Source organism: Amycolatopsis benzoatilytica AK 16/65 (assembly GCF_000383915.1).
In the GTDB taxonomy this organism is placed as follows: Bacteria; Actinomycetota; Actinomycetes; order Mycobacteriales; family Pseudonocardiaceae; genus Amycolatopsis; species Amycolatopsis benzoatilytica.
Genome location: NZ_KB912942.1, coordinates 3,589,043 through 3,613,640, shown reverse-complemented (window position 1 = coordinate 3,613,640; position 24,598 = coordinate 3,589,043). Strand labels below are relative to the sequence as shown.

Here is a 24,598-nt window from a genome sequence, read left to right as displayed (position 1 = left end):
CGACGATGACCCTCTCGACCGAACCGACCACGATCTCCGCCCCGCCGGAGGCCAGGCCATCCCGGCGGTTCGCCGCCGGCCGGCGGCTGCGGATGTTCGGGCCACTGGCTGTCCTGGCGGCGCTGGTCCTGCTCGTCGCGCTCGCCGCGCCGGCATTCCTCAGTGGACAGAGCCTGCTCGTCGTTGCCAACCAGGCGGTGCCGATTCTGCTGCTGGGACTGGCGGAGATGTTCGTCATCCTCATCGGCGGGATCGATCTGTCCGCGGCCGCTCTGGCCTCGTTGGGCACTGTGCTGGTGGCACGCCTGCTTCCGGAGCTCGGACCGGCGGCAGTGCTCGTCACGCTGGTGGTGCTGACCGGCGCCGGCGCGCTCAGCGGTGCGCTCGTCGCGTACGGGCAGGTGCCGTCGTTCGTCATCACCTTGGGGGCGCTGGGTTTCTGGGGCGCGGTCGCCCTCGTGCTGTCCGGCGCGTCCACGATCTACGTCAGCGCCGGCTTCGGCGCGATCAGTTGGCTGACGAACCTGGGCATCGGCTCTGTTTCGGCGTCGGTCCTGCTGACGGTGCTGGTCGTGGCGGTGGGCTGGCTGGTCATGCGGCACCACCCCCGGGGCAACGTGCTCCACGTCGTCGGGCTTGGCGAGCGTGCGGCTCTCCTGTCGGGGATCCGCACCCGGCGCGTCAAGGTGGCGGCGTTCGCGTTGTCCGGATTGCTGTCGGGGCTGGCCGGGATCGTGCTGACCGCGCAGCAGCAGAGCGCCGCCGCGCAGCTGGGGAATTCTCTGCTGCTGCCTGCCATCGCCGCCGCGGTGGTCGGCGGGTGCGCGATCACCGGCGGCATCGGAGGGCCTTGGCGGGTGCTGGTGGGAGCGCTCATCGTTACCGTGTTGCGAGTCGGCGGGTCGGTCGCCGGAATCGACCCGAACTACCAGCAGATCGTCTACGGGGTGGTGGTGATCGTCGCGGTGGCGCTCACGCTCGACCGCAAGAAACTCTCGATGATCAAGTAGCCGTTCGCGGCGTTGCTAAGGAGTTCTGGTGAGTATTCAGGTCAATGGTGCGGTCATTCACGAAGTGGGCGCCAAGTGGAGCGTCGAGCGGCTGACGCTGCGCGATCCGGGCCCCACCGAGGTCCGCGTCAAAGTCATGGCGTCCGGGCTCTGCCATTCCGACGACCACCTCGTCACCGGTGACATCCCGAACGCCCTCCCGCTCGTGGGCGGGCACGAAGGGGCGGGCGTCGTGGAAGCGGTCGGCAGCGCCGTCCGGCGGCTGAAGGTCGGCGACCATGTCGCCACCGCGTATCTGCCCGCGTGCGGGACGTGCACGTGGTGCGCCCAGGGGATGCAGTACATCTGCGATACCGGCGCGGGAATGGAAACCGGCATGGCACTGGACGGCTCCGCTCGGTTCAGCACGTCCGCCGGGCTCGGAATCGGTGCGATGCAACGGCTCGGGACGTTCGCCGATCACCTGGTCACCGACGAGGCGCAGGCAGTGAAGATCGACGACGACATCCCGTTCGATGTCGCCTGCCTGGTGTCGTGCGGGGTCGGCACCGGCTGGGGCGCCGCGGTGAACGCGGCGGGAGTGCGCCCCCGCGACACTGCGCTGATCGTCGGGGTCGGTGGCGTCGGGATCAATGCGGTGCAGGGCGCGAGCCATGCGGGCGCGGCGTACGTCGTCGCGGTCGATCCCGTTGCTTTCAAACGGGAAATGGCATTGTCGCTCGGCGCGACGCACGCGTTCGCCTCGATCGAGGAGGCGATGCCGTTCATCCGGTCGGTCACCAACGGGCAGGGCGCGGACTCGGCAGTGGTCACCGTCGGAGTGGTGACCGGCGACCTGATCGCCGAAGCGTTTTCCGCGGTCCGCAAGCGGGGCACGGTCGCCGTGGCTTCGATCGGGCAGAACGAACCGGGGATCCCGATCAGCCCGCTCGAACTGGTCGTCTACGCGAAGCAGTTGCGGGGTCTGCTGTTCGGCAACTGCAACCCAACCCACGACATCCCGGCGTTGCTCGGCTATTACCGCAGCGGGCGGCTCAAACTCGACGAACTCATCACCCGGCGCTACCGCCTCGACGAGGTGAATCAGGCCTACGCCGACCTGCATGCCGGGGCGAACATCCGCGGCGTGCTCGTTCACGAGCACTGATGTCGGGCCGGGCGGTGTCCCCGATCCCGGAGCACTTGGCGGGACACGAGATCACGTTCCGCAAGACTGTCGCGGAGAGCGATGTCTACGGGTTCGCCGGAATCACCGGCGACTTCGCACCGAACCACGTGGACGAGCAGTTCATGGCCGCCAGCCGTTACGGCGGCCGGATCGCCCACGGTGTGCTCGTTCTCGGTTTCTCGTCGACGGCGTCCACCCAGATGGCGGCGCTGATCGGCGGGCACGCGGTGTCGCTCGGCTATGACCGGATCCGCTTCGTCGGGCCGGTGCGCATCGGCGACACAGTGACCGTCACGTACCGGTTGGCGTCGCTCGACCAGGAGCGGCGCCGAGCCGTGTCGGACATCGAAATCACCAACCAACGAGGGGAGACGGTGCTCGTCGGGACACACGTCCTCGCGTTCGTGTGAACCGTCGCCGATGGCTGGCCCGGGCCGGTGACCGGGGCCAGCCATCGGCCCGCGTTCAGCCGGCCCAGGAGCCGGTCGCGGCGGAGTCGTAGAGAGCCTGCACCACGGATTGCGTCGCCAGCGCCGACCTTCCGCTCGCAAGCGGTTCCCGTTTCTCGCAGAAGGCCGAAATCGCGTCGCGCAGCAGCTCGGTGTGCCAGTCTGCGGGCATCCGGCTCGTGTCCGCTTCGATGCCCGATCCCGTTGCGTCGCCCCAGATCTCCGGTTCGGACGCGCCGATCCGGTGCAGCGTCAGCCGCGGCCCGTGCAGGGTTGCGGTCGCCGCGCTGCCGACCAGGGTCAACTGCTCGGGTGCGCCCTGCCCGGCGGCCGTGGTGACGAAGAGGCTGATCGTGGCGCCGGGGCCGTAGTCCAGCAGGGCCGCCATAGTGTCCTCGGCTTCGATCGTGTGCGCCGGAGAGCGGCCCGATGTCGCCAGCACGCGCCGAGGACGGCCCATTGCCCACACGAGCAGATCGAGGGTGTGGATGGCCTGGGTGATCAGCACTCCGCCGCCGTCTCGCGCCAGCTGCCCGCGGCCGGACTCGTCGTAATAGGACTGGGGTCGCCACCAGGCCATCTGGAGGTTCCCGCCGACGAGCTGGCCGAGCTCGCCCGCGGCCGCCAGCCGCTGCAGCGCGCGTCCGGCTTCCTTCGCGCGGTGCTGGTAGCAGACGGCCAGGCCGATTCCGGCCGATTCGGCGACCTCGACGAGCGCCCGGGCGCGTTCGGCCGAGACTTCGAGCGGCTTTTCCACAACGACGTCGATCCCGCGGCCGGCCGCGACGCGAACGAGGCCCAGGTGCGTCGCGGGCGGGGTGAGGATCAGCGCCAGGTCGACGCCGTCCATGGCGTCCTCTGGCGGCCAGCACTGGCGAGCACCGGGGAATCGCTCGCGAATGCGGGCGAAACGTTGCGGGCTGCGGGTCGCGACCGTGACGACTGTGGCGTCGAGCGCCGCGAGCGCGCGAAGATGTCCGCCCGCCGCCAAGCCTGCTCCGAGCATGGCGACCTTCATCGTTGCACCCCGGTCAGGAGCGGTGTCGTGCCGAGAAGGTCGTCCGGGGTGATCAAGACCTTGACGTTGCGCTCGGGGTGTTCGAGGAGTTCGTGGAATGCGGCTGCCGCGCCGGACAGGCCGTACACGGCGGTGCGCAGGGGAAGCGGGTCGACCTCGCCGCGTTCGAGTCGTCCGATCGCGGAACGGAAATCGGCCGGGGTGTAGTTGCGCGAACTGACCAGGGTGAGTTCGCGCTCGTAGAACGCCTGGTAGTCGAGTTCGATCCGGTGGCCGGGCTTGGCTGCGGCGATCGTGACGTAGCGTCCGCCGCCGGCGAGCACAGCCGAAGCCACTGCCGCGGTCGAGGTGAGGCCGACGGTGTCGAACACGACGTCGACGGTGCCCGTGCGTTCCTTGACCCAGGCGATCAGGTCGTCCTCGCGACACACGGTGAAATCCGCGAAGCCCAAGCGTGCCAGGACCTCGACACGCTCCGGGAGGGTGTCGGCGAACAGTACGCGTTCGGTGCCGTTGGCCCGCGCGGTGAGGCCAGTGGCCAGTCCGATGGCGCCCGCGCCGACGACGAGTGCGGTGTCACCGTGGCCGAGCGCCGACCGGTCGCAGACATGCGACGCGACTGCGAGCGGTTCGATCAGTGCGCCGGCCCGTTCGCCCAGCCCGGCAGGCAGCGGGATGACCTGCGACCGCGGGAGGACGAAGCGTTCGGCGAGACAGCCCCGCGGATCCGACAAGCCGAGCACCTGCATCCCGGCACAGTTGTTGAACCGGCCGGCCCGGCACGCCCGGCAATCGCCGCACGACGCTGTCGGATAGATCGCCACGGACGAGCCGGTGGCGAGCCGGCCGCCGGGGTCGTGCTCCACGATGGCTACGCACTCGTGTCCGGGCACCACCGGATAGGAGACCAGCGGGTTCCGCCCGCGGACGAGCGCGAGGTCGCCGCCGCAGATGCCGACGGAATGCAGGCGCAGGGCGAGTTCGTGCGGCTCGGGTTCACGGGGAGGGGCGGCGTCCTCCGTCGCCACTCGGCCCGGTTCGCGCACCACGACTGTCTTCACCGGAAGCTCCTCATCATCTAGTAACCGGTTTCTGACCCAAGATCGGCGGTGAGTCTAACAGCAATACCCGGCCGATAATGGCCCTTGTGCGGTGTAAAAGCTGCAGTCTGAGGCGCTGTTGACGCGCCTCGGGTGAATCGTGTAGAAACCGGTTACCGAGCTGGTCGGTACGCATCGACGCGGAAACGGGGACCACGCACACATGCCGACACCACGAGTCACCGCCGGGCGCGGTGCATCATCCACCGACGGGGACGCCGCGCGGCTGCAGCGTCGGCGGATGTTTCGCGCCAGCGTCGCCGGAACCGTCATCGAGTGGTACGACTTCACCCTTTACGGCTTGGCGGCCGCGCTGATCTTCGGTCCGCTGTACTTCCCGGGAGCCGGCGACCTCGGCGGGGTCCTGGCCTCGTTGGCGACGTTCGCAGTCGGGCTTGGCGCCCGTCCGGTGGGCGGGCTGATCTTCGCGCATTTCGGAGACCGGATCGGCCGCAAGCCGATGATGTTCCTGACGCTCATCGTCATGGGAGCTTCGACTACGCTGATCGGGGCCCTGCCCACGGCAGCATTGATCGGGCCCTGGGCGGCGATCCTGCTCGTCGTGCTCCGGCTCGTGCAAGGCGCGGGCGCCGGAGCGGAGTTCGCGGGCGCCATCACCATGGTCACCGAGTCGACCTCAAGCCGGGGACGGGCGCTGGCAAGCAGCCTGCCCGGCGCGGCCATTTATGTCGGCACGGGCGGTGCGACGGCGGTCTTCGCGCTGTTCTCTCTGCTGCCGCACGAGATCTTCACCAGCTGGGGCTGGCGGCTGCCGTTCCTGGCGAGCGCGGTCATCGTGCTGGTCGCAGGCTATCTTCGGCTGCGGGTGGAGGAAACTGCGGAGTTCTCGGGCGTGCGCGACGCCGGCGAACTGGAGAAAGCCCCGCTTCTCCAGGTGGCCCGAAACCATCGGCGGCAGGTGCTGCAGGGGATGGCGCTGTTCGCGTTCGTCATCCCCTGGGCTTACGTGATGCAGGTCTTCGTGCTCTCGTACGTGACCAAGACCTTGCACGCTCCCTCCGGCACCGCGCTGGCCTGTCTCATCGTCGCGGAGCTGCTCGCCATCCCGCTGATCGTCGCGTTCGGCCGGCTCGCGGACCGGGTCGGCCGCCGCCCGGTCCTGCTCGGCGGCGCGGCGTTCTGCCTGGTGTTCCCCTGGCCGATGTTCTGGATGCTGCACTCTTCGTCGCCGTGGGTCATCGGGCTGGCGATGACGCTGGGGATCGGGATCAGCCAGGGCGCGACGTCCGGTCCGGCCGGCGCGCTGATGTCCGAGCTGTTCCCCGCCAGCTCGCGGTGGAGCGGGATCGCCGCGGCACGCGAGATACCTGCCGCCGTCGTCGGCGGAACCGCGCCGCTGGTCTCCGCGGCCCTCGTGGCCTGGGGCGGGGGATCGCCGTGGGGCGTGGCGGTCTACCTCATGGTCCTCAGCGCGGTGGGCGGGGTCGCGGTCTTGGTCATGCCCGAAACGCTTCGCCGGGAAGAAAATCCCGCAGTGAGCTGACAAGAACCCTTGCAGTGAAAGGAAAGAGAACATGACTGTGTCGTTGCGGCGCAGCGTCGTCCCGTCCGCGGCCCTCGGCGCGGATGAGCGGAACCTGGTCGAGGAGTTCGTCGCCGAGCAGATTCGTCCGGTGGCCGCGGAACTCGACCAGACGGAGCGCTTCCCCCGCGAGCTGTACGCGGAGCTGGCCAAGATCGGCATCTTCGGCACGACGGTGCCCGAGCACCTCGGCGGAATGGGGGCGAGCCCGCTCGACTACCTGTTCGTCATGGAGGCGCTGTCCTACGGCTACGCCTCTGTCGCCGACCAGTGCGGGCTGATCGAGCTGATCGGCTCGTTGCTGGCGGCGTTCGGCACGCCTGAACAACACGAGCGCTATCTCCGCCCGCTGCTCGCGTTCGAACAGACCTGCGCTTACGCGTTGACAGAAGCCGGTTCCGGCTCCGACCTCGGCAGCATCTCCACCCGAGCGGTACGGGAGGGAACGGGGTGGGTCCTCAACGGGGAGAAGATCTACATCCACAACGCGCCGGTCGCGGATTTCGCGCTGGTGCTCGCGGTGACCGATCCGGAGAAAGGCAAACGCGGGGGAATCTCGGTGTTCGTCGTGGATCTGGCCGTGCCCGGCGTGACCAGGGCCTACCACGAACACAAGATGGGACAGCGTGCCAGCCAGGTCGGCGGTCTTGTGTTCTCCGACGTGCGGCTGCCCGCGGATGCATTGCTCGGCGAGGAGGGCAAGGCTTTCGGCTACATGATGGAGGTGCTGGCAAAAGGCCGTCTGGGCATCGCAGGACTCGCGCTTGGCATCAGCCGCGCCGCGGTGGCCGCGGCAGTCGACCAAGCCGGTGACCGGCGCCAGTTCGGCCAGCCGATCGGCGCCAATCAGGCGATCGCATTTCCGCTCGCGACTGCATACACCGAACTGCGCGCGGGTGTGGCGCTGGCCGCCGAAGCCGCCCGAGCGCTGGGCGACGGCTCCGCTGAATCCGGTGTGTTGTGCTCGATGGCGAAGTTGACGGCGTCCGAGGGCGCTGTCCGGCACGCAGATACCGCGGTCCAGACCTTCGGCGGATCCGGTTTCATCCGCGGGTACGAGGCGGAGCGCCTCTACCGCGACGCCCGCATCACCCGCATCTACGAGGGCACCAGCGAAATGCAGAGGCTGATCATCAGCCGGTCCTTGCTGCCCCGACCCGCCTGAAGGAGAAACCCCGATGAATCTGCCCCCGAAACCGGCCGATGCCACCCCGGACGACGTTGGCAAAGCCGTCGCACTGGCTGCCGAAGCGCAACACGAATGGGCGGCGACCCCGCCACCGCAGCGACGTCTTGTTCTGCGGCGCGCGGCAGCGACCCTGGACGCGCGATCGTCCGAACTCGTCGATCTGGTCATGACAGAAACGGGCAGCACCAGATCCAAGGCAGAGGGAGAAGTACGCGACAGCATCGAGGAGCTGCACGCTGCGGGCGCGCTGACCTTGCACCCCGAGGCGGAACTGATCCCCTCGGCAGTCGCCGGGCGCACCAATGTCGTCGAGCGCTTTCCCATCGGCGTGGTCGGCTTGATCACCGGCTGGAATTTCCCTATGCACCTGGGTTTGCGGATTACCGCGCCCGCCCTCGCGCTCGGCAACGCTGTGCTGGTCAAGCCGGCACCGGAAACCCCGCACGCGGGCGGGCTGGCATGGCACGACGCACTGGTAGACGCGGGATTGCCGCCCGCGCTGCTGCAAGTCCTTCCCGGGCACGCGGCCGGACCGGCGCTGGTCGAGCACCCTGGTGTCGACCTGATCCACTTCACCGGGTCGAGCGCGGTGGGGCACCAGGTCGCGGCAATCGCCGCGCGCACACTGAAGAAGGTCGCGCTCGAATTGGGCGGGAACAATGCGGCGCTGGTGCTGGCGGACGCGGATCTCGACCTCGCAGTGGAGCAGGCCGTCGCGGGCACGTTCGTCCACCAAGGACAGGTCTGCATCGCCACCGGTCGCCACATCGTCGTCCGGGAGATCGCCGACGAGTACGTCGAGCGGGTTCTCACCCAGGCAGCGGCGCTCCGGACGGCGGACCCGCTGCTGGATCCCGACGCCGACCTCGGTCCGCTCATCAGCGAGAAACAAGCAGCACGGGCGGCGCAGCTGGTGGCCGACACCGTGGCTGCAGGTGCGCGGCTGCGACTGGGCGGCGGGCAGGACGGCCGATTCGTGCCGGCCACCGTCGTCACCGGAGTCCGGCCCGGGATGCCTCTGTTCGACCAGGAAACGTTCGCTCCGGTCGTCTCCGTCACCGAGGCCGTCGACGAGGAAGACGCGGTCGAACTCGCGAACCGGACCGAGTACGGGCTTTCGGCCTCCGTGTTCACCCGGGACGTGCACCGTGGTTGGCGGATCGCCCGTCGATTGCACGCGGGGATGGTCCACGTCAACGAGATGACCGCGCTGAACGAGACGCATGTCCCGTTCGGCGGGGTCGGTGCATCCGGTGCGGGCGAACGCTTCGGCGGTCTCGCGAATCTCGATCTGTTCACCGAACGCCGCTGGATCAGTCTCCGCGGCCAGGTCTGAGCCAACAGGACGTGGCAACCGGAAGAGGAAAGGTGCCGACGACAGTGAGGAATTCCCGGATGGCGGGTGAGGGGCTGGCCGGCAAGACCGCCGTCGTGACCGGCGGATCGGGCGGGATCGGATCGGCGATCGCCCGTGGGCTCGCCGCGCAGGGCGTGTGGGTAGCGGTGGTCGACGCCGACGAGCGAGCCGAGAATCTCGCAGCGGACCTCGGCGGATGCGCGATCGTGGAAGATCTCAGCGGTCCGGAGACTCCGCGGCGCGTGCTCGATCGGGTGCTGTCGGTTCGCCCGTGCTTGGACATGCTGGTCAACGCGGCCGGCATCCAGGTGCGGACGGCCGCGGTCGACATCGCCGCAGAGGACTGGGAACGGCTGTTGTCGGTGAATTTGACGGCGACCTACCGGTTGATCCAAGCCGCGGCGAAGGCGCTCGCCGAGGCGCGGGGTTCGGTGGTGAACATCGCGTCGTTGTCGGCCGACCGCGCGGTCGCCGGCATCGTGCCCTACGGTGCCACGAAGGCGGCTTTGGTCCAGCTGACCAAAGGGCTCGCCGTGGAGCTCGGGCCGTCCGGCGTCCGCGTCAACGCCGTCGCACCCGGTTACGTGGTCACCCCGATGACGGCAAACCTGCTGGGGCGGAACGAATTCCGCGATCGGGTCCTCAGCAGGATCCCGCTCGGCAGGCTCGCGGACGGCGCGGACATCGCCGATGTGGTGACGTTCCTCGTCTCGAACGCCGCCCGGTACGTGACCGGAGCGGTCGTGCCGGTCGACGGCGGCTATTCGATCACATGACGCACCAGCTGCGGGTGCTCTTCGCGCCGGATTCCTTCAAAGGCTCGGCGTCCGCCGCGCAGGTCGCGGCTGCGCTGGCGGAAGGCTGGCAAACCGATCGGCCCGGCGACGAGCTGATCCTGCTGCCGCAGGCCGACGGCGGAGAAGGAACCGCGGCCGTCATCCAGACCGGCGTTCCCGGTGCGGCCTGGCAACGCACACCGGACTCCGTCGCCGGGCCGGACGGCCGCCCAGTACCAGGACGATGGCTGCGCTTGCCGGACGGCAGCGCGGTGGTGGAACTGGCGCAGGTGTGCGGTCTGCCGATGCTGCGCACTCCCGATCCGGCCGGTGCGACGACCCGCGGTCTCGGCGAGGTGGTTCGGGCGGCCGCCGCATCCGGTGCCCCGTCGATCACGGTCGCGCTGGGCGGTTCCGCGTCGACGGACGGCGGAGCGGGTGCTCTGCAGGCATTGGGGGCATGCCTGACCGATAGGCAGGGCACCGAATTGCCGTTGGGGGGCGCGGCCCTGCTGCAGGTCGACCGGGCAGACCTGACCAGGCTCGTCCCGCTTCCGCCTGGGGGCGTCCGGCTGCTCACTGACACCAGGACTGTCCTGACCGGACCCGACGGTGCGGCACGAGTGTTCGGCCCGCAAAAAGGGGCGACGCCGGACGAAGTCGCTCGACTCGATGCTGCTCTCGCCCGGTTCGGCGCAGTCCTTGGTGCCTGCTCCGCCGCTGACCCGCACGCGCCCGGTTCCGGTGCGGCGGGCGGTACCGCGTTCGGCCTTTCTGCTTGGGGAGGCAGCATCGTCGACGGCGCGAACGCGATCGCCGAGCTTTCCGGCTTGACCGCACTCCTCGATCGAATCGACGTCCTGGTCACCGGAGAAGGTTGTTTCGACGCCACGTCAGCGACCGGCAAGCTGGTGGGGTCGTTGTTGAGCCGCTGCCGGGCGCACCGGGTGCAGCCCGTCATCGTCGCGGGCCGGCTCGCCATCCAGCCACCTGCCATCGGAACGGATCTTACGGTTCTTGCTGGTTCGGCTGAGGCTGCGATGGCGGAACCACTGCGCTGGTTGCGCATCGCGGGTGCCGTAATCGCGCAGCGGTTCACGGCCGGATTGACGAGGACGTAGCCCAGACTTTGGTTGACACCGGGGTGACAAGGGTAAGATGACCCACGATCTGAGAATGACTGACAACCAGCTCGCTGATTACCTTGACGCATACGCAAAAATCGGCACCGGGAAGGCGCTCAAGGGGCAACTTCGAGTCCCGAATCGATCCGAATAGGTGAATCATGCATGTTAATCGTGGTGGCGTCGGATTCGTTCTCACTGTGACGAAGGTTGAGCTGGAGCGACTTCTGGCCTGTGTGAGCGAATCAGTGGAAGCACTGTCGCGCAGTGAATTCTTCATTCGCATCGGGTGGGCTAGCGACGATGTTCGAGTCGCTATTGATTCGATTGATGGAGTGCTGGCGGAGAATTTAGATGAGACTTCAATCGATCTTCCAGAAGCGCTAGGGGAGGTCGGGAACCCGCGGCGCTCCAGGGCAACTGATAGAATTGATCCCAATCTTGGTGGGCCTGCTCTGCGCTTGACCTCGAGTTCCCGAGCCCGCTTGCGAGCGCCGAACAATCCAGGCTTTCCTGCAGCCGGGCCGACATCCGCTTGGCCCGGAACTGCCGGGGTAGGCGATTCAGGATCGAGCGTCCACAGCTGCCACTTCTTTGGCGGCTCGGGCCACTCTGCCGGCGGACGCCAGCCGGGTGAGGAAGTCCGCCCGGGGGGAACCTGCGGCCAGTTCGGCGGCGGATGGAACTCGAACCCCATGCCGTTGCCCTCCGCCCATATGCGATCCCACTGGGAGTCGCTGGGCTGGAGCGCGTTACACGCCTAGTCCGGGCCAGAGTGGCACTACCGGCCTGCGCGGCGCGGCGACGCAGGTGTTCGGTACGGCGCGGAAGTGAAGGTCGAGGAGGGCCGTGCCCACTGAACGAGGTCGCTCGCGGATCAGCCGCGGCGCGCTCAGGAGAGCTGGGCCGATCCGCTGTCTGTTGGGCGTGGCTCTTCTCGGTACCGCGGCCGTTGCCGATGTCTGAGTGGTTGCCTGGCCCGTCGTGGATCTGGCCGGCTGCGATGCCGCTCGGGGCGTTCGGAGCATGGGCTGCGGCCGCGGACCTGGCCGAGCACCGTATCCCGAACCTGCTTAACGCTCTGTTTGCCCTAGGTGAGGTCGACTCGATCGGCGGTGCCTTCCTGGTTTCCGGAACGCCAGAAATACTGGTCCGCGATATTGCACCGCGTCGATCCGCGGGTCCGATGCTCGTTGCGTACTTCGCGCTCAGGTACTACGCGGCATTGCGTCCCGAGGAAGCAGCGATGCTGTGCAAGGCAGATCTTCAGCTCCCTGCCAACGGATGGGGGAATTGCTGTTGTCCGAGACTGCGCCGATCACCGGAGCTGCGTGGACCGATTCGGGGGAGCGGCGGGACCGTCGGCAGCTGAAGCAGCGGGGAGGGGCTATCGTCGGTAGCTCGACGCTCGGACGACCAGTTCCGGGGTGAACGTCACCTGTTCATGCTCGTGCGCCGTCTCGGTGGTCTCGCGGATGAGCAGCTCGGCGGCGGTGCGTCCTAGCTGGCGGCGCGGCTGGCGGACCGAGGTGAGCGGGACGGTTGCGGCTGCGGCGAATTCGATGTCGTCGTAGCCGACTATGGCGAGGTCTTCTGGTACGCGCATGTGCAGGGCGGCGCAGGCCTGGAGCAGGCCGAGCGCCAGGAGGTCGTTGGCGCAGAACGCCGCGGTTGGCCTGGTCGCGGCCGGGAGGCCGGCCAGGCGCTGGCCGGCGTTGCCGCCGTCGGCGACGGCCATTTGCGAGGTGGTCAGGTCGACAAGGCGGTCCGGCCCGAGTCCGGCCTCCCGAAGGGCGCGCAGTGCGCCTTCGCGGCGTTCGCGGACCTGGCCGATGTTCAGCTGTCCGCCGACGAAGGCGATCCGCTCGTGTCCTTGTTCGAGGAGGTGGCGGACGGCGATTTCGCCGCCGACGACGTCGTCGACGGCGACCGAGCAGTGGCTGGCGGAGTTTCGCCTGCGGTCGACGATCACCAGCGGGGTGCCTCGTCGGGCGATTTCGTCGAGCTGGGCGGAATCGGGGTCGATCGGAGTGATCAAGATGCCCTGCACGCGCTGCTGCTCCAGCCGGTTGAGATAGGCGGCTTCGCGGGCGGCGAGGTTGGCGCTGTTGCACATGAAGAGCGACAGGTCGGCTTCTTCCGCGGCGTCTTCCATGCCGCCGGCCACGTCGGTGAAGAACGGGTTGCGGCCGTCGAGCATCACGTAGGCCAGCATTCGGCTGTGTCCGGCCCGGAGGTGCCGGGCGGCTTCGTTGCGCACGAACCGCAGCTCGGCCATCGCGGCCTCGACCCTGGCGCGCGTCGCGGGACTGACTCGCTCGGGCCGGTTGAGGACGTTGGACACCGTACCGAGCGAGACGCCGGCGGCGGCCGCGACGTCCTTCATCCCGGCGGAACGGTTCTCCGCGGGCTCTGGCCCGTCGACCCCGGTCACCGTCATCGCGACCCCCTCTTGAAACGTCATAAAGCAGGCTCAGCGTGCAGTGTAGCTGGATAATCACTGGCTGAAGGTGAGCGTTGACTTCGTGTTCTCCGTCATAGTAGCGTCGTCGACACCGATTTTGAAACCTTTCAATCCGGAGGACGCGATGATGCGGCAGGATCCGGGCCCGGTGCCCTTGCTGGAGGTCCGGGGGGTGGCGAAGTCGTTCGGCGCGGTCGCGGCGGTCGACGGGGTGTCGTTTCCGCTGTACGCCGGGGAGGTGCACGCCCTGGTGGGGGAGAACGGGGCGGGCAAGTCGACGATCGTCAAGATGCTGGCCGGGGTGCACCGGCCGGAACGGGGCGCGCTGCTGCTCGACGGGAAGGAGGTCGCCTTCTCGTCGCCAGCCGACGCGAAGGCAGCCGGGATCGCGGTGATCTACCAGGAACCCACGCTGTTCCCGGATCTGTCGGTCGCGGAGAACATCGTGATGGGCCGTCATCCGCGCAAGGGCTTCGGCCGGATCGACCGGGCCGCGATCCGGTCGGAGGCTGAGCGGCTCTTCGCGCGTCTCGGGGTCCGGATCGATCCGGCGCGGCCTGCACGCGGGCTCTCGATCGCCGACCAGCAGATCGTCGAGATCGCGAAGGCGCTGAGTGCGGACGCCCGGGTGCTGGTCATGGACGAGCCGACCGCGGCGCTGAGCCTGGTGGAGGTGGAGCGGCTGTTCGCGGTCGCGCGGGCGCTGCGGGACGAGGGCGCGGCGATCATGTTCATTTCGCATCGTTTCGAGGAAATCACCGATCTGTGCCAGCGCGTGACGATCATGCGCGACGGCAAACACGTTTCCACTGACCTGATGGACGAGGTCACTGTCGACACGATGGTGCGGCGGATGGTGGGCCGGGATCTCGCGGCGCTGTTTCCCAAGCAGGAGGTGGAGCCCGGAGCGGTCGTGCTCGAGGTCGAGGGCCTGACCCGCGAAGGCGTGTTCCGCGACGTGTCGTTCTCGGTGCGGGCAGGCGAGATCGTCGCGTTCGCCGGGCTGGTCGGCTCTGGCCGGTCCGAGGTGGTCCAAGCGGTGTTCGGGGTGGACGAGCGCGACGCCGGAATCGTGCGGGTCAACGGGAAGAAGCTGCGGCCGAATTCGGCGCGGGCGGCGATGGCCGCGGGCATGGCTCTCGTTCCGGAGGACCGGCGGCAGGAGGGCTTGGTGATGGACCTGTCGATCGAGCGGAACGTGACGCTGCCCCGGGCCCGCGCGCTGTCGAAACTGGGGCTGCTGCTGGGTTCGGGCGAACGGCGGGAGGCGCTGCGCTGGACCGAGCGGCTGCGGACGAAGTACCGCCGTCTTGGCGACCCGGTCGCGACACTGTCCGGCGGCAACCAGCAGAAGGTCGTCCTGGCCAAGTGGCTGGCGATGGCGCCGCGGGTGCTGATCGTGGACGAGCCGACCCGCGGAATCGATGTCGGCACGAAGGCCGAGGTGCACCGGCTCATGTCATCGCTCGCCGCGGAAGGCGTGGCCGTGGTGATGGTGTCGTCGGAGCTGCCCGAGGTGCTCGGCATGGCCGACCGGGTGCTCGTGATGCGCGAAGGCCGGATCGTCGCGGAGATTCCGCGGTCCGACGCCGACGAGAACTCGGTGATGTTCGCGGCGATGGGACAGGGAGCGGCGGCATGAACGCGACGAAGGTGGCTGCCGCGCCGCCCCCGCAGGCGAGCGCGGGCATGGGCAGGACGGTGTTCGGGGCTGTGTTCAAAGCGCGCGAGTCGGGCATCGTCTTGGCGCTGCTGGTGCTCGTGGCGTTCACCGCGACCCAGAACGGCCGGTTCCTGTCCGGGCAGAACATCAGGGACATCCTGCTGGGCACGGCGATCCTCGCGGTGCTGGCCGTGGGGCAAGCGATCGTGATGATCACGCGCAACATCGACCTGTCGGTCGGTTCGGTGCTCGGCCTGTCGGCTTTCGCGGTCGGTTCGTTGATGGAGGGCAACCCGGGGTTGCCGGTGATCGTGGCGTTGCTGGCCGGGCTTGGCATCGGCGCGGGGTGCGGGCTGGTGAACGGCGCGGTGGTGCGCTTCGGCCGGGTGCCGGCGCTGGTCGTCACGCTCGGCACGCTGTACGCGTTTCGCGGGGTGACCTATTTCTGGGCCGGCGGTCAGCAGATCAACGCCGACAAGCTGCCTCGCTCGTTCGTGGAGTTCGGGGACGCGTCGCTGCTGGGGGTGCCATGGCTGGTCTTGATCGCGGTGCTCGTGCTGGTGGTCGCCGGGGTCGTGTTGCGCAGCTATCGCGGCGGACGCGAGCTGTATGCCATGGGGTCGAGTCCGCAGGCTGCCGAGCTGGCGGGCATCAAGGTCGGCCGCAACACCACGGTCGCGTTCCTCGTCTGCGGAGCGCTGGCCGGGCTGGCGGGCGTGCTCTTCGCCGCCCGGTTCAGCACGGTCGATGCCGCGGCGGGAACCGGTTACGAGCTCAACGTCGTCGCCGCGGCGGTCGTGGGCGGGGTCGCGGTGTTCGGCGGCAGCGGATCGGTGTGGGGCGCGAGCCTCGGCGCGCTCCTGCTGACTGTGATCGGCAGCTCGCTGGCGGTTCTGGACATCAACCAGTTCTGGCAGCAGGCGATCGTCGGCGCGCTGATCCTGCTGGCCATCGGCGCAGACCGGCTGGTCGCGGTCCGCGTCGCCAAAGCGCTCAAGAAGAGGAATTCCCATGTCTGACCGCGGGAACCGGCTCGGCCGGCTGCTCAGCTGGGACGTCGCCGTGATCGCTGTCGCCGTCGCGGGCCTGGCGATCGCGTCCGGCGCCGTCGAGAACTTCGGCACCAGCCGCAACTTCACGTTCCTGTTGCTGGACCTGCTGCCGATCGCGTTGATGGCGCTGCCGATGACGTTCGTCATCGTCACCGGCGAGATCGATCTCTCGGTGGCGAGCACGCTCGGGCTGACCTCGGCGGTGATGGGCTCGCTGTGGAACGCGGGCCTCAGCATCCAGACGATCATTCCGCTCTGCATCGTCCTCGGGGCGTTGCTCGGCGCGGTGAACGGCTTCTTCGTGACCGTGCTGAAGCTGCCGTCTCTCGCCGTCACCATCGGCACGATGGCCCTGTTCCGGGGCTTGGCCTTCGTGGTTCTGGGGGACAGCGCGGTCGCCGACTTCCCGGCCTCCTACACCGGCTGGGTCGCCGGAGGCGGCGCGCTCCCGAACGTGTTGCTGCCGCTGCTCGCGCTGGCGGTCGTTTTCGGGGTGGTGCTGCACGCGACGCCGGTCGGCCGCGCCGCGTTCGCCGCCGGCGCGAGCGATCAGGCGGCGCGATTCGCCGGCATCCGCACCGGACGGCTGAAGTTCTGGCTCTACGTGGTGAGCGGGGCCGTCGCCGGACTGGCCGGGGTCCTCTGGACGCTGCGCTATTCGAGCGCCCGTGCCGACAATGGTTTCGGACTGGAACTCGCGGTGGTGGCCGCCGTGCTGCTCGGCGGCGTCTCGATCTTCGGCGGCAAGGGCACGCTGCCCGGGGTGCTCGGCGGGGTGCTGCTGCTGGCGGTCCTGCAGAACGCGTTGCGCCTGCAGGACGTGTCGAACGAAGCCCTGAACGTCGTGACCGGGGTCCTGCTGATCATCTCGGTTCTGCTGCCCAATCTCCTCTCCTCTGCCGGTGCGGCGCTGCGGCGCCGGCATCGGGCCCGCAGCGCGGCAATTCCAGAAAGGTGACAATGATGTCCCGTCGATTCCCCTCCGGCGCCGTGTCGGTCGCAAGCGCGGCCGTCCTGGTGCTCGGTCTCACCGCCTGTGGCGGCACCACGAAGAACAGCAGTTCGGGTTCCGGGCCGGCTGCGTCCACCGCGTCGGCGAACCCGAACGCCGCGTCCAAGACCGGCGTCAAGATGGCCTTCCTGCCCAAGCAGCTCAACAATCCCTACAGCGACATCGAGGCCAGCGGAGGCAAAGCGGCGCTGAGCGAGCTGAAGGGCGAGTACAAGCTGGTCGGCCCGAACGACGCGAGCGCGTCCTCGCAAGTCAGCTACATCAACACACTGATCCAGCAGCAGCAGGACGTCATCGGCATCGCCGCGAACGACCCGAACGCGGTGTGCCCGTCGCTGAACCAGGCCCGCAGCGCGGGCATCAAGGTCGTCGCGTTCGACTCGGACGCGGCCAAGAACTGTCGCGACGTGTTCATCAACCAGGCGACCACGCAAGGCATCGGCGAGCAGCTGGCCAAGCAGGCGAAGGAACTGTCCGGCGGGTCCGGGGAGATCGCGGTGCTGTCCGCGACGCCCAACGCCACCAACCAGAACGCCTGGATCGACGTGCTGAAGAAGGAACTCGCCAAGCCGGACTACGCGGGCCTGAAACTGGACAAGGTCGCCTACGGCAACGACGACGACCAGAAGTCGTTCCAGGAAGCACAGGGCCTGCTGCAGTCGTTCCCGAACCTCAAGGTGATCGTGGCACCCACGACGGTCGGAATCGCGGCCGCGGCCCGGTACGTCAGTTCGTCGAGCTACAAGGGCAAAGTCGCGGTGACCGGGCTCGGCACGCCGAACCAGATGCGCGCATTCGTCAAGGACGGCACGGTCAAGCAGTTCGCGCTGTGGAACCCGGCGGACATCGGCTACCTCGCCGCGTACGCGGGCGTCGCGCTGGAGTCTGGCCAGATCACCGGCAAGCAAGGCGAGAAGTTCAAGGCCGGCAAGCTCGGCGAGTACACGATCGGCGCGGACGGCGAGATCGTGCTCGGACCGCCGACGACCTTCGACGCGAACAACATCGACAAGTTCAACTTCTGACGCCCGGACCCGGCTGGGCTTCGTCCGGCCGGGTCCACGGAGGACCGACTGTGGCTCGATACTGCTTCTGCCTGCAGGTGAAACCCGACCGGCTGGAGGAATACGCCGAGCGGCACCGCGCCGTGTGGCCCGAGATGCGGGCCGCGCTCGCCGAATGCGGCTGGCGGAACTACTCGCTCTTCCTCCGCGAGGACGGCCTCCTCATCGGCTACGTGGAGGCGGACGACCTCGCCGCCGCGCAGGCAGCGATGGAGCGTACCGAGGTCAACGCGCGCTGGCAGGCGGAGATGGCGGCCTTCTTCACTGGATCGGGCGAACATCGGCCGGACGAGAACCTGTGGCTGCTGAACGAGGTCTTCCACCTTGACGGAAAGCGCGAAAGCGCATGAGCAGAAGAGAAGTGATCGACTTGTCCGACCTGACGGCCGTGAAGTCCGCACTGCGGGCGCAGCGGATCGAGACGCCGTCGTGGGCGTTCGCGAATTCGGGGACCCGGTTCAAGGTGTTCCCGCAGCGCGGAGTCCCGCGCACCCCGGAGGAGAAGATCGCGGACGCAGCGGTCGTGCACCGGCTCACCGGCGCGGCGCCGAGCGTGGCGCTGCACATCCCGTGGGACCACGTCGAGGATTTCGGTGCGTTGCGCCGCTACGCGGAGGACCTCGGCGTCGAGATCGGTGCGATCAACACGAACGTGTTCCAGGACGAGGACTACAAGCTCGGCTCGGTCACCAACCCGGACGCCGGGATCCGGCGCAAGGCGACCGACCACCTGCTCGAGGCGGTCGCCGTGATGGACGCGACCGGTTCCCGCGATCTGAAGCTGTGGTTCTCCGACGGCCTCAACTATCCGGGCCAGGACGACCTGCGAGACCGGCAGGACCGGCTCGCCGCGGCACTTCGCGAGGCATACGACCGGCTTGGTGCCGGCCAGCGGATGCTGTTGGAGTACAAGCTGTTCGAGCCGGCGTTCTACGCTACCGACGTGCCAGACTGGGGCACGTCCTACGCGCACTGCCTGGAGCTGGGGGAGAAGGCGACGGTGTGCATCGACACCGGACACCACGCGCCCGGCACGAACATCGAGTTCATCGTCGCGTTCCTGTTGCGCGCGGGGAAGCTGGGCGCTTTCGACTTCAACTCCCGGTTCTACGCCGACGACGACCTGATGGCCGGTGCGGCGGATCCGTTCCAGTTGTTCCGGATCATGTACGAGATCGTCCGCGGCGACGCGCTCGACCCGTCCTACGGCATCAACTTCATGCTGGATCAGTGTCACAACATCGAGGCGAAGATCCCGGCGATCATCCGGTCGGTGATGAACGTCCAGGAGGCCACGGCGAAGGCGCTGCTGGTCGACCGGCCCGCGCTGCGCGCCGCCCAGCAGAGCGGAGATGTGCTGGGCGCGAACGCGATCCTGATGGACGCGTACAACACCGACGTCCGGCCGCTGCTCGCGGAGGTGCGCGAAGAGGCCGGGCTGGACCCGGACCCGGTCGCGGCCTACCACCGCAGCGGCTACCAGGAGAGGATCGAGGCCGAGCGTGCCGACGGGCAGCAGGCCGGATGGGGAGCGTGACCGTGACTGTGCCGGAGGAACTGGTCGCGCGCAGCAACAGGCTGGGCGGCGATCCGCGCAACACCAACTACGCCGGCGGCAATACCTCCGCCAAAGGGTCCATTGTGGATCCGGTCACCGGATCGCCTGCGGAGCTGTTGTGGGTCAAGGGTTCGGGCGGCGACTTGGGCACCTTGACCCAGGACGGGCTCGCCGTGCTGCGGCTCGACCGTCTGCGGTCGCTCGTGGATGTGTACCCGGGCGTCGAGCGCGAGGACGAGATGGTCGCCGCGTTCGACTACTGCCTGCACGGCCGGAGCGGTGCGGCGCCGTCGATCGACACGGCGATGCACGGCTTGGTCGACGCCGCGCACGTCGACCACCTGCACCCCGATTCCGGCATCGCGCTGGCGACCGCGGCCGACGGCGCGGCGCTGACGAAGGAATGCTTCGGCGACCGGGTCGCATGGGTCGATTGGCGGCGGCCGGGTTTCCAGCTGGGCTTGGACATCGCGGCGGTCAAAGCGGCGAACCCGCAGGCGATCGGCGTCATCCTCGGCGGGCACGGCATCACCGCCTGGGGAACGACTTCTGAGGAGTGCGAGCGCAATTCCCTGGAGATCATCCGCATCGCCGAGAAGTTCCTGGCAGAGCGTGGCGCGCCGGAACCTTTCGGTGCCGTGGTGGCCGGGTACGAGCCGTTGCCGGAAGAAGAACGCCGGGCTCGGGCCGCAGCGCTCGCCCCGGTGGTGCGCGGCCTCGCGTCCACGGATCAGCGGCAGGTCGGCCATTTCACCGACAACGGAACAGTGCTCGATTTCCTGGCACGGGAGAAGCTGGGACAGCTGGCCGCGCTCGGAACATCGTGCCCGGACCACTTCCTGCGCACCAAGGTCCGTCCGCTAGTGCTCGACCTGCCCGGCACCGCGCCGCTGGACGAGGCGGTGGCTCGACTGAAGGAGCTGCACAACGCCTACCGCGCTGACTACGCGGCTTACTACGGCAGGTACGCATCGCCGGACAGCCCGGCGATGCGCGGTGCGGACCCGGCGATTGTCCTGGTTCCCGGGGTCGGGATGTTCTCGTTCGGCAAGGACAAGCAGACCGCGCGGGTGGCGGGCGAGTTCTACGTCAACGCGATCAACGTGATGCGCGGTGCCGAGGCGGTGTCGACCTACGCACCGATCCCGGAGGGCGAGAAGTTCCGGATCGAGTACTGGGCGCTGGAAGAGGCGAAGCTGCGGCGGATGCCGGAGCCCAAGCCGCTGGCCGGGCGGATCGCGCTGGTCACCGGAGCCGGTTCCGGCATCGGCGAGGCCATCGCGGAACGGCTCGCGGCCGAAGGTGCGTGCGTTGCGGTCGCAGACCGGGACGCCGAGGCGGCGCAGGCGGTCGCCGAAGGGATCGGCGGCCCGGACCGGGCGGTCGCAGTGGCCGCGGACGTCACCGACGGGGAGGCGGTGGCGGCCTCGATCGCGGAGACGGCGCTCGCGTTCGGCGGGGTGGACCTGGTCGTGAACAACGCCGGGCTGTCGATCTCGAAGCCGTTGCTGGAGACCACCGAACGCGACTGGGACCTGCAGCACGACGTGATGGCGAAGGGATCGTTCCTGGTTTCCCAGGCGGCCGCGCGGGCGATGATCGAGCAGGGAATGGGCGGCGACATCGTCTATATCTCTTCCAAGAACTCGGTGTTCGCCGGGCCGAACAACGTGGCCTACGGCGCGGCGAAGGCGGATCAGGCGCATCAGGTCCGGCTGCTCGCGGCGGAGCTGGGCGAGCACGGGATCCGGGTCAACGGCGTGAACCCGGACGGCGTCGTGCGCGGGTCCGGGATCTTCGCAGGCGGATGGGGTGCGCAACGGGCCGCGGTGTACGGAGTGCCGGAGGAGAAGCTGGGCGAGTTCTACGCGCAGCGCACCATCCTCAAGCGCGAAGTCCTGCCAGAGCACGTCGCGGCCGCGGTGTTCGCGCTGACCGGCGGCGATCTCACCCACACCACCGGCCTGCACGTGCCGGTCGACGCGGGCGTCGCCGCGGCGTTCTTGCGATGAGAAGGAGGACGCGATGACAGCAGCGCTGCCATGGTCTGAGGTTGAGGGGCTGGCGCGAATCAGCCCGAGGCGGACCCGAGTCGGCTTGATATCCGGTGGGCTCGGTGCCTATTGGCCGCAGTTCCCGGCCCTGTTGCCGCAGCTGCAGGCTTCGGCACGCCGGGTGGCCGAGCGGCTGTCCGGAATGGACTGCGAGGTCGTGGATGCCGGGTTCGTCTCCGACGAACGGGAAGGCGCGCAAGCTGCGGAGCGGCTGCGCGTGGCCGGCTGCGACTTGATCATCGGATTCCTCGCCACCTATCTCACCTCGAGCATGCTCGTGCCGGTCGCGCAGCGCAGCGGCGCGCCGGTGCTGTTGCTGAACCTCCAGCCGACGGAGGCGATGGACCACGCGACTTTCGACACCGGGGCCTGGCTCGCTTACTGCGGGGCGTGCCCGTTGCCGGAGATGGCGAACGCGTTCCGCCGGGCAGGCGTGGAGTTCCGGTCCGTGTCCGGTTATCTCGAGGACGAGCGGGCCTGGACGCGGATCAGCCGGTGGATCCGTGCGGCCGGCGTGCGGGCGGCGCTGCGCAACGGCCGCCACGGCCTGCTCGGGCACCTGTACCCCGGCATGCTGGACGTGGCAACTGATCCGACTCTGGTGCCGGCCCAGCTGGGCGGGCACGTCGAGATCCTGGAGATCGACGATGTGCGAGTGCGAGCCGAGGCCGTCACGGAAGCCGAGACTGCGGCGCGGATGGCGCTCGTGCGCGAGGTGTTCACCCTGGACGAGTCCGTGGCGGACGAGGACTTCGCCTGGGGCGCGCGGGTTTCGGTCGCGCTCGACCGGCTCGTCGAGGACTTCGCGCTCGATTCGCTGGCTTATTACCATCGGGGCCTCGACGGCGAAACGCACGAGCGGGTCGGTGCTGGGCTGATCTTGGGCGCATCGTTGCTGACCGCTCGAGGCATACCGGCCGCCGGGGAGTACGAGCTGCGCAATTCCCTCGCGATGCTGATTCTGGACCGGCTCGGTGCCGGTGGTTCGTTCACTGAGCTGCAGGCACTGAACTTCCGGGACAATGTGGTCGAAATGGGCCACGACGGACCGGCGCATCTGGCGATCAGCGCGCGCCGCCCGTTGCTGCGTGGTCTCGGTGTCTACCACGGCAAACGAGGCTGGGGCGTGTCGGTGGAGTTCGACGTACGGCCGGGCCCGGTCACGCTTCTTGGGCTGGCGCAGTTGCGGGACGGCGCGTTCCGGCTTGTGGCAGCCGAGGGCGAAGTCGTTCCGGGGCCGGTCCTGTCGATCGGAAACACGACGTCGCGAGTGGACTTCGGGACGGACCCGGGGGAGTGGGTCGACGCGTGGTCGGCCAGCGGGGTGAACCACCATTGGGCGCTCGGGGTCGGGCGCCGAACCGCGGACTTGGCCGCGGTCGCCGACCTCCTCGGCCTCGAGTTGACAGTGGTGCACGGGTGATCAGGGTCGCTGCGGTCGATTTGGGCGCTTCGAGCGGCCGCGTGATGACGGGCGAGGTCGAGCCCGGCCGACTGGCTCTCGCGGAGGCGCACCGGTTCCCGAACGGGCCGGTGCGCCTGGCCGGACGGGGCAAGTCGACCCTGTACTGGGACATCCTCGCGATCTACACCGAAGTACTGGCGGGCATTCGGGCCGCCCAGGCGAAGGCGCCGCTCGACGCCGTGGGCATCGATTCCTGGGCCGTCGACTACGGTCTGCTCGACCCGTCCGGGACGCTGCTCGGCAATCCCGTGCACTATCGGGACACCCGGACCGAGGGCGTCCCGGAACAGCTGCGCGGCCTGCTGCCCGACCGCGAACTCTACGCCGTCACGGGCCTCCAGCAGCTTCCGTTCAACACCTTGTACCAGCTGATGTCCGAGCGGGACGGCGCGCGCGTGCGCGAAGCCGCCACGTTGCTGATGATTCCCGACCTGCTGGCGTACTGGCTCACCGGGCAGATCGGTGCAGAACGCACGAACGCCTCGACCACCCAGCTCTACGACGTGCGCGCCGGCGACTGGGCCATCGGCATCGCCGCCAAGGCTGGTCTTCGGCCCGGGCTGTTCCCGCCCTTGCGGTCAGCCGGCGACTTGATCGGTCCGTTGCTCCCCGCGGTCGCTGAAGAGGCGGGAATGCCCACGCTGCCTCTGGTTGCGGTGGGATCGCACGACACCGCATCGGCTGTGGTCGGCGTCCCGGCCGAGCCGGGAGCCACCTTCGCCTACATCTCCTCGGGAACCTGGTCGCTGGTGGGAGTCGAGCTCGACGCGCCGGTGCTGTCCGACGCCGCCATGGCGGCGAACTTCACCAACGAAGCCGGTGTCGACGGCACCATCCGGTTTCTTCGCAATGTGATGGGGCTGTGGGTGCTGTCCGAGACGCTGCGAACGTGGCGCGCTCGCGGTGACAGGGTCGGACTCGGGCGGCTCCTGGCCGAGGCTGCCGCCGTGCGTCCCCTGCGCGCGGTCGTCGACGTGGACGCGCCGGAGTTCCTTCCGCCGGGCGACATGCCTGCCCGGATCGTCGCGGCGTGCCGGGCGTCCGGGCAGGAACCGCCGGAGACCCGAGCCGAGGTCGTCCGGTGCATCCTCGACAGCTTGGCGCTGGCCTACCGGCGTACGGTCCGCGAAGCCGCGGGCCTGAGCGGACGGACGATCGATGTCGTGCACATCGTCGGCGGCGGGGCTCGCAACGAGCTACTGTGCCAGCTCACGGCCGACGCGTGCGGAATTCCCGTCGTGGCAGGCCCGGTGGAAGCGACCGCTTTGGGCAATGTGCTGGTCCAGGCCCGCACTCTAGGCGAGGATCTTCCGGATCTGGCCGCGATGCGCGCGCTGGTCGGACGGACCCAGTCTGTTCGCCGCTACACCCCCTCCGCACAGGTGCAGTCCTGGGAAGGCGTGAGTCCGCTGTGAGGGTCGCACTGCTGGTCACCTGCATCAACGATGCCGGTGTTCCCGGAAGCCGGGAAAGCCGGCGTCCGACTGTTGCGCCGGCTGGGAATTGAGGTGGAGTTTCGCCGGCTGACGCGA

20 protein-coding genes and 1 pseudogene are annotated in these 24,598 nt (G+C 68.8%); 18 read left to right on the top strand and 3 right to left on the bottom strand.

Annotated features, from left to right (window positions below):
* Window positions 1-5 precede the first annotated feature (5 nt).
* The 3 genes from AMYBE_RS0116485 to AMYBE_RS0116475 are packed head-to-tail and all read left to right on the top strand — an operon-like array spanning window position 6 to window position 2,588.
* The gene (locus AMYBE_RS0116485) at window positions 6-1,010 is read left to right on the top strand and encodes an ABC transporter permease (protein ID WP_020660492.1); all 1,005 of its coding nucleotides are present in this window, start codon (window positions 6-8) and stop codon (window positions 1,008-1,010) included.
* Between the two features lie 28 nt (window positions 1,011-1,038).
* The gene (locus AMYBE_RS0116480; RefSeq protein ID WP_020660491.1) at window positions 1,039-2,157 is read left to right on the top strand and encodes an NDMA-dependent alcohol dehydrogenase; all 1,119 of its coding nucleotides are present in this window, start codon (window positions 1,039-1,041) and stop codon (window positions 2,155-2,157) included.
* Window positions 2,157-2,588 carry a MaoC family dehydratase gene (locus AMYBE_RS0116475; RefSeq protein WP_020660490.1) on the top strand — a complete coding sequence of 144 codons (432 nt, stop codon included), beginning with the start codon at window positions 2,157-2,159 and terminating at the stop codon, window positions 2,586-2,588. The genes AMYBE_RS0116480 and AMYBE_RS0116475 overlap by 1 nt, the downstream gene beginning before the upstream one ends.
* Window positions 2,589-2,643: 55 nt before the next feature.
* Here the strand turns inward: AMYBE_RS0116475 and AMYBE_RS0116470 are convergent, their stop codons facing one another.
* Together AMYBE_RS0116470 and AMYBE_RS0116465 are read right to left on the bottom strand one after the other, a co-directional pair.
* Window positions 2,644-3,645 carry a Gfo/Idh/MocA family protein gene (locus AMYBE_RS0116470; protein WP_027927719.1) on the bottom strand — a complete coding sequence of 334 codons (1,002 nt, stop codon included), beginning with the start codon at window positions 3,643-3,645 and terminating at the stop codon, window positions 2,644-2,646.
* Window positions 3,642-4,706 (bottom strand): alcohol dehydrogenase catalytic domain-containing protein, encoded by a 1,065-nt coding sequence (locus tag AMYBE_RS0116465; protein WP_020660488.1) that lies wholly within the window; start codon window positions 4,704-4,706, stop codon window positions 3,642-3,644. The genes AMYBE_RS0116470 and AMYBE_RS0116465 overlap by 4 nt, the downstream gene beginning before the upstream one ends.
* A gap of 280 nt (window positions 4,707-4,986) precedes the next feature.
* On the opposite strand from AMYBE_RS0116465, the gene AMYBE_RS41810 reads away from it, so the two are divergent.
* The 6 genes and pseudogenes from AMYBE_RS41810 to AMYBE_RS46165 all read left to right on the top strand — a co-directional run.
* Window positions 4,987-6,249 carry an MFS transporter gene (locus tag AMYBE_RS41810; protein ID WP_020660487.1) on the top strand — a complete coding sequence of 421 codons (1,263 nt, stop codon included), beginning with the start codon at window positions 4,987-4,989 and terminating at the stop codon, window positions 6,247-6,249.
* Window positions 6,250-6,280: 31 nt separating this feature from the next.
* On the top strand, window positions 6,281-7,453 hold the full coding sequence (locus AMYBE_RS0116455; RefSeq protein WP_020660486.1) for an acyl-CoA dehydrogenase family protein: 1,173 nt from the start codon (window positions 6,281-6,283) through the stop codon (window positions 7,451-7,453).
* 13 nt (window positions 7,454-7,466) lie between these two features.
* On the top strand, window positions 7,467-8,813 hold the full coding sequence (locus tag AMYBE_RS0116450; protein WP_020660485.1) for an aldehyde dehydrogenase family protein: 1,347 nt from the start codon (window positions 7,467-7,469) through the stop codon (window positions 8,811-8,813).
* Window positions 8,814-8,872: 59 nt separating this feature from the next.
* Window positions 8,873-9,610, top strand: a complete 738-nt coding sequence (locus AMYBE_RS0116445) for an SDR family NAD(P)-dependent oxidoreductase (RefSeq protein ID WP_020660484.1) — start codon at window positions 8,873-8,875, stop codon at window positions 9,608-9,610.
* Window positions 9,607-10,731, top strand: coding sequence for a glycerate kinase (locus AMYBE_RS0116440; protein WP_020660483.1), 1,125 nt, complete (start codon window positions 9,607-9,609; stop codon window positions 10,729-10,731). The genes AMYBE_RS0116445 and AMYBE_RS0116440 overlap by 4 nt, the downstream gene beginning before the upstream one ends.
* A gap of 1,159 nt (window positions 10,732-11,890) precedes the next feature.
* Window positions 11,891-12,117 (top strand): annotated as a pseudogene (locus AMYBE_RS46165) (tyrosine-type recombinase/integrase); the annotation flags it as partial.
* A 4-nt stretch (window positions 12,118-12,121) separates the two neighbouring features.
* Here the strand turns inward: AMYBE_RS46165 and AMYBE_RS0116435 are convergent.
* Window positions 12,122-13,120, bottom strand: a complete 999-nt coding sequence (locus tag AMYBE_RS0116435) for a LacI family DNA-binding transcriptional regulator (RefSeq protein WP_027927717.1) — start codon at window positions 13,118-13,120, stop codon at window positions 12,122-12,124.
* Between the two features lie 202 nt (window positions 13,121-13,322).
* Here AMYBE_RS0116435 and AMYBE_RS0116430 point away from each other — a divergent pair, with 202 nt between their 5' ends.
* Genes AMYBE_RS0116430 through AMYBE_RS0116390 form a run of 9 tightly spaced genes read left to right on the top strand, consistent with a single transcriptional unit; the run spans window position 13,323 to window position 24,481 of the window.
* Window positions 13,323-14,840 (top strand): sugar ABC transporter ATP-binding protein, encoded by a 1,518-nt coding sequence (locus AMYBE_RS0116430; protein ID WP_020660481.1) that lies wholly within the window; start codon window positions 13,323-13,325, stop codon window positions 14,838-14,840.
* Complete coding sequence (locus AMYBE_RS0116425) at window positions 14,837-15,880, top strand: ABC transporter permease (protein WP_020660480.1); 1,044 nt, start codon at window positions 14,837-14,839, stop codon at window positions 15,878-15,880. The genes AMYBE_RS0116430 and AMYBE_RS0116425 overlap by 4 nt, the downstream gene beginning before the upstream one ends.
* On the top strand, window positions 15,873-16,871 hold the full coding sequence (locus AMYBE_RS0116420) for an ABC transporter permease (protein ID WP_020660479.1): 999 nt from the start codon (window positions 15,873-15,875) through the stop codon (window positions 16,869-16,871). The genes AMYBE_RS0116425 and AMYBE_RS0116420 overlap by 8 nt, the downstream gene beginning before the upstream one ends.
* Before the next feature lie 5 nt (window positions 16,872-16,876).
* Entirely contained in the window at window positions 16,877-17,950 is a 1,074-nt protein-coding gene (gene rhaS, locus AMYBE_RS0116415) for a rhamnose ABC transporter substrate-binding protein (RefSeq protein ID WP_027927716.1), read from the top strand.
* A 50-nt stretch (window positions 17,951-18,000) separates the two neighbouring features.
* The gene (locus AMYBE_RS0116410) at window positions 18,001-18,339 is read left to right on the top strand and encodes an L-rhamnose mutarotase (RefSeq protein WP_020660477.1); all 339 of its coding nucleotides are present in this window, start codon (window positions 18,001-18,003) and stop codon (window positions 18,337-18,339) included.
* Entirely contained in the window at window positions 18,336-19,526 is a 1,191-nt protein-coding gene (gene rhaI / locus AMYBE_RS0116405; protein ID WP_211226825.1) for an L-rhamnose isomerase, read from the top strand. The genes AMYBE_RS0116410 and rhaI overlap by 4 nt, the downstream gene beginning before the upstream one ends.
* Window positions 19,514-21,559 (top strand): bifunctional rhamnulose-1-phosphate aldolase/short-chain dehydrogenase, encoded by a 2,046-nt coding sequence (locus AMYBE_RS0116400; protein WP_020660475.1) that lies wholly within the window; start codon window positions 19,514-19,516, stop codon window positions 21,557-21,559. The genes rhaI and AMYBE_RS0116400 overlap by 13 nt, the downstream gene beginning before the upstream one ends.
* 13 nt (window positions 21,560-21,572) lie before the next feature.
* Window positions 21,573-23,024 (top strand): L-fucose/L-arabinose isomerase family protein, encoded by a 1,452-nt coding sequence (locus tag AMYBE_RS0116395; protein WP_051124718.1) that lies wholly within the window; start codon window positions 21,573-21,575, stop codon window positions 23,022-23,024.
* Complete coding sequence (locus AMYBE_RS0116390; RefSeq protein WP_020660473.1) at window positions 23,021-24,481, top strand: rhamnulokinase; 1,461 nt, start codon at window positions 23,021-23,023, stop codon at window positions 24,479-24,481. Before AMYBE_RS0116395 ends, AMYBE_RS0116390 begins: the two co-directional genes overlap by 4 nt.
* Window positions 24,482-24,598: the final 117 nt, after the last annotated feature.

Bases quoted from the DNA above. Each gene is read 5' to 3' on its own strand.
- AMYBE_RS0116485 (WP_020660492.1), top strand. From the start codon at position 6: ATGACCCTCTCGACCGAACCGACCACGATCTCCGCCCCGCCGGAGGCC.
- AMYBE_RS0116475 (WP_020660490.1), top strand. From the start codon at position 2,157: ATGTCGGGCCGGGCGGTGTCCCCGATCCCGGAGCACTTGGCGGGACAC.
- AMYBE_RS0116470 (WP_027927719.1), bottom strand. From the start codon at position 3,645: ATGAAGGTCGCCATGCTCGGAGCAGGCTTGGCGGCGGGCGGACATCTT.
- AMYBE_RS41810 (WP_020660487.1), top strand. From the start codon at position 4,987: ATGTTTCGCGCCAGCGTCGCCGGAACCGTCATCGAGTGGTACGACTTC.
- AMYBE_RS0116455 (WP_020660486.1), top strand. From the start codon at position 6,281: ATGACTGTGTCGTTGCGGCGCAGCGTCGTCCCGTCCGCGGCCCTCGGC.
- AMYBE_RS0116450 (WP_020660485.1), top strand. From the start codon at position 7,467: ATGAATCTGCCCCCGAAACCGGCCGATGCCACCCCGGACGACGTTGGC.
- AMYBE_RS0116445 (WP_020660484.1), top strand. From the start codon at position 8,873: ATGGCGGGTGAGGGGCTGGCCGGCAAGACCGCCGTCGTGACCGGCGGA.
- AMYBE_RS0116440 (WP_020660483.1), top strand. From the start codon at position 9,607: ATGACGCACCAGCTGCGGGTGCTCTTCGCGCCGGATTCCTTCAAAGGC.
- AMYBE_RS0116435 (WP_027927717.1), bottom strand. From the start codon at position 13,120: ATGAAGGACGTCGCGGCCGCCGCCGGCGTCTCGCTCGGTACGGTGTCC.
- AMYBE_RS0116430 (WP_020660481.1), top strand. From the start codon at position 13,323: ATGATGCGGCAGGATCCGGGCCCGGTGCCCTTGCTGGAGGTCCGGGGG.
- AMYBE_RS0116425 (WP_020660480.1), top strand. From the start codon at position 14,837: ATGAACGCGACGAAGGTGGCTGCCGCGCCGCCCCCGCAGGCGAGCGCG.
- AMYBE_RS0116420 (WP_020660479.1), top strand. From the start codon at position 15,873: ATGTCTGACCGCGGGAACCGGCTCGGCCGGCTGCTCAGCTGGGACGTC.
- rhaS (WP_027927716.1), top strand. From the start codon at position 16,877: ATGTCCCGTCGATTCCCCTCCGGCGCCGTGTCGGTCGCAAGCGCGGCC.
- rhaI (WP_211226825.1), top strand. From the start codon at position 18,336: ATGAGCAGAAGAGAAGTGATCGACTTGTCCGACCTGACGGCCGTGAAG.
- AMYBE_RS0116400 (WP_020660475.1), top strand. From the start codon at position 19,514: ATGGGGAGCGTGACCGTGACTGTGCCGGAGGAACTGGTCGCGCGCAGC.
- AMYBE_RS0116395 (WP_051124718.1), top strand. From the start codon at position 21,573: ATGACAGCAGCGCTGCCATGGTCTGAGGTTGAGGGGCTGGCGCGAATC.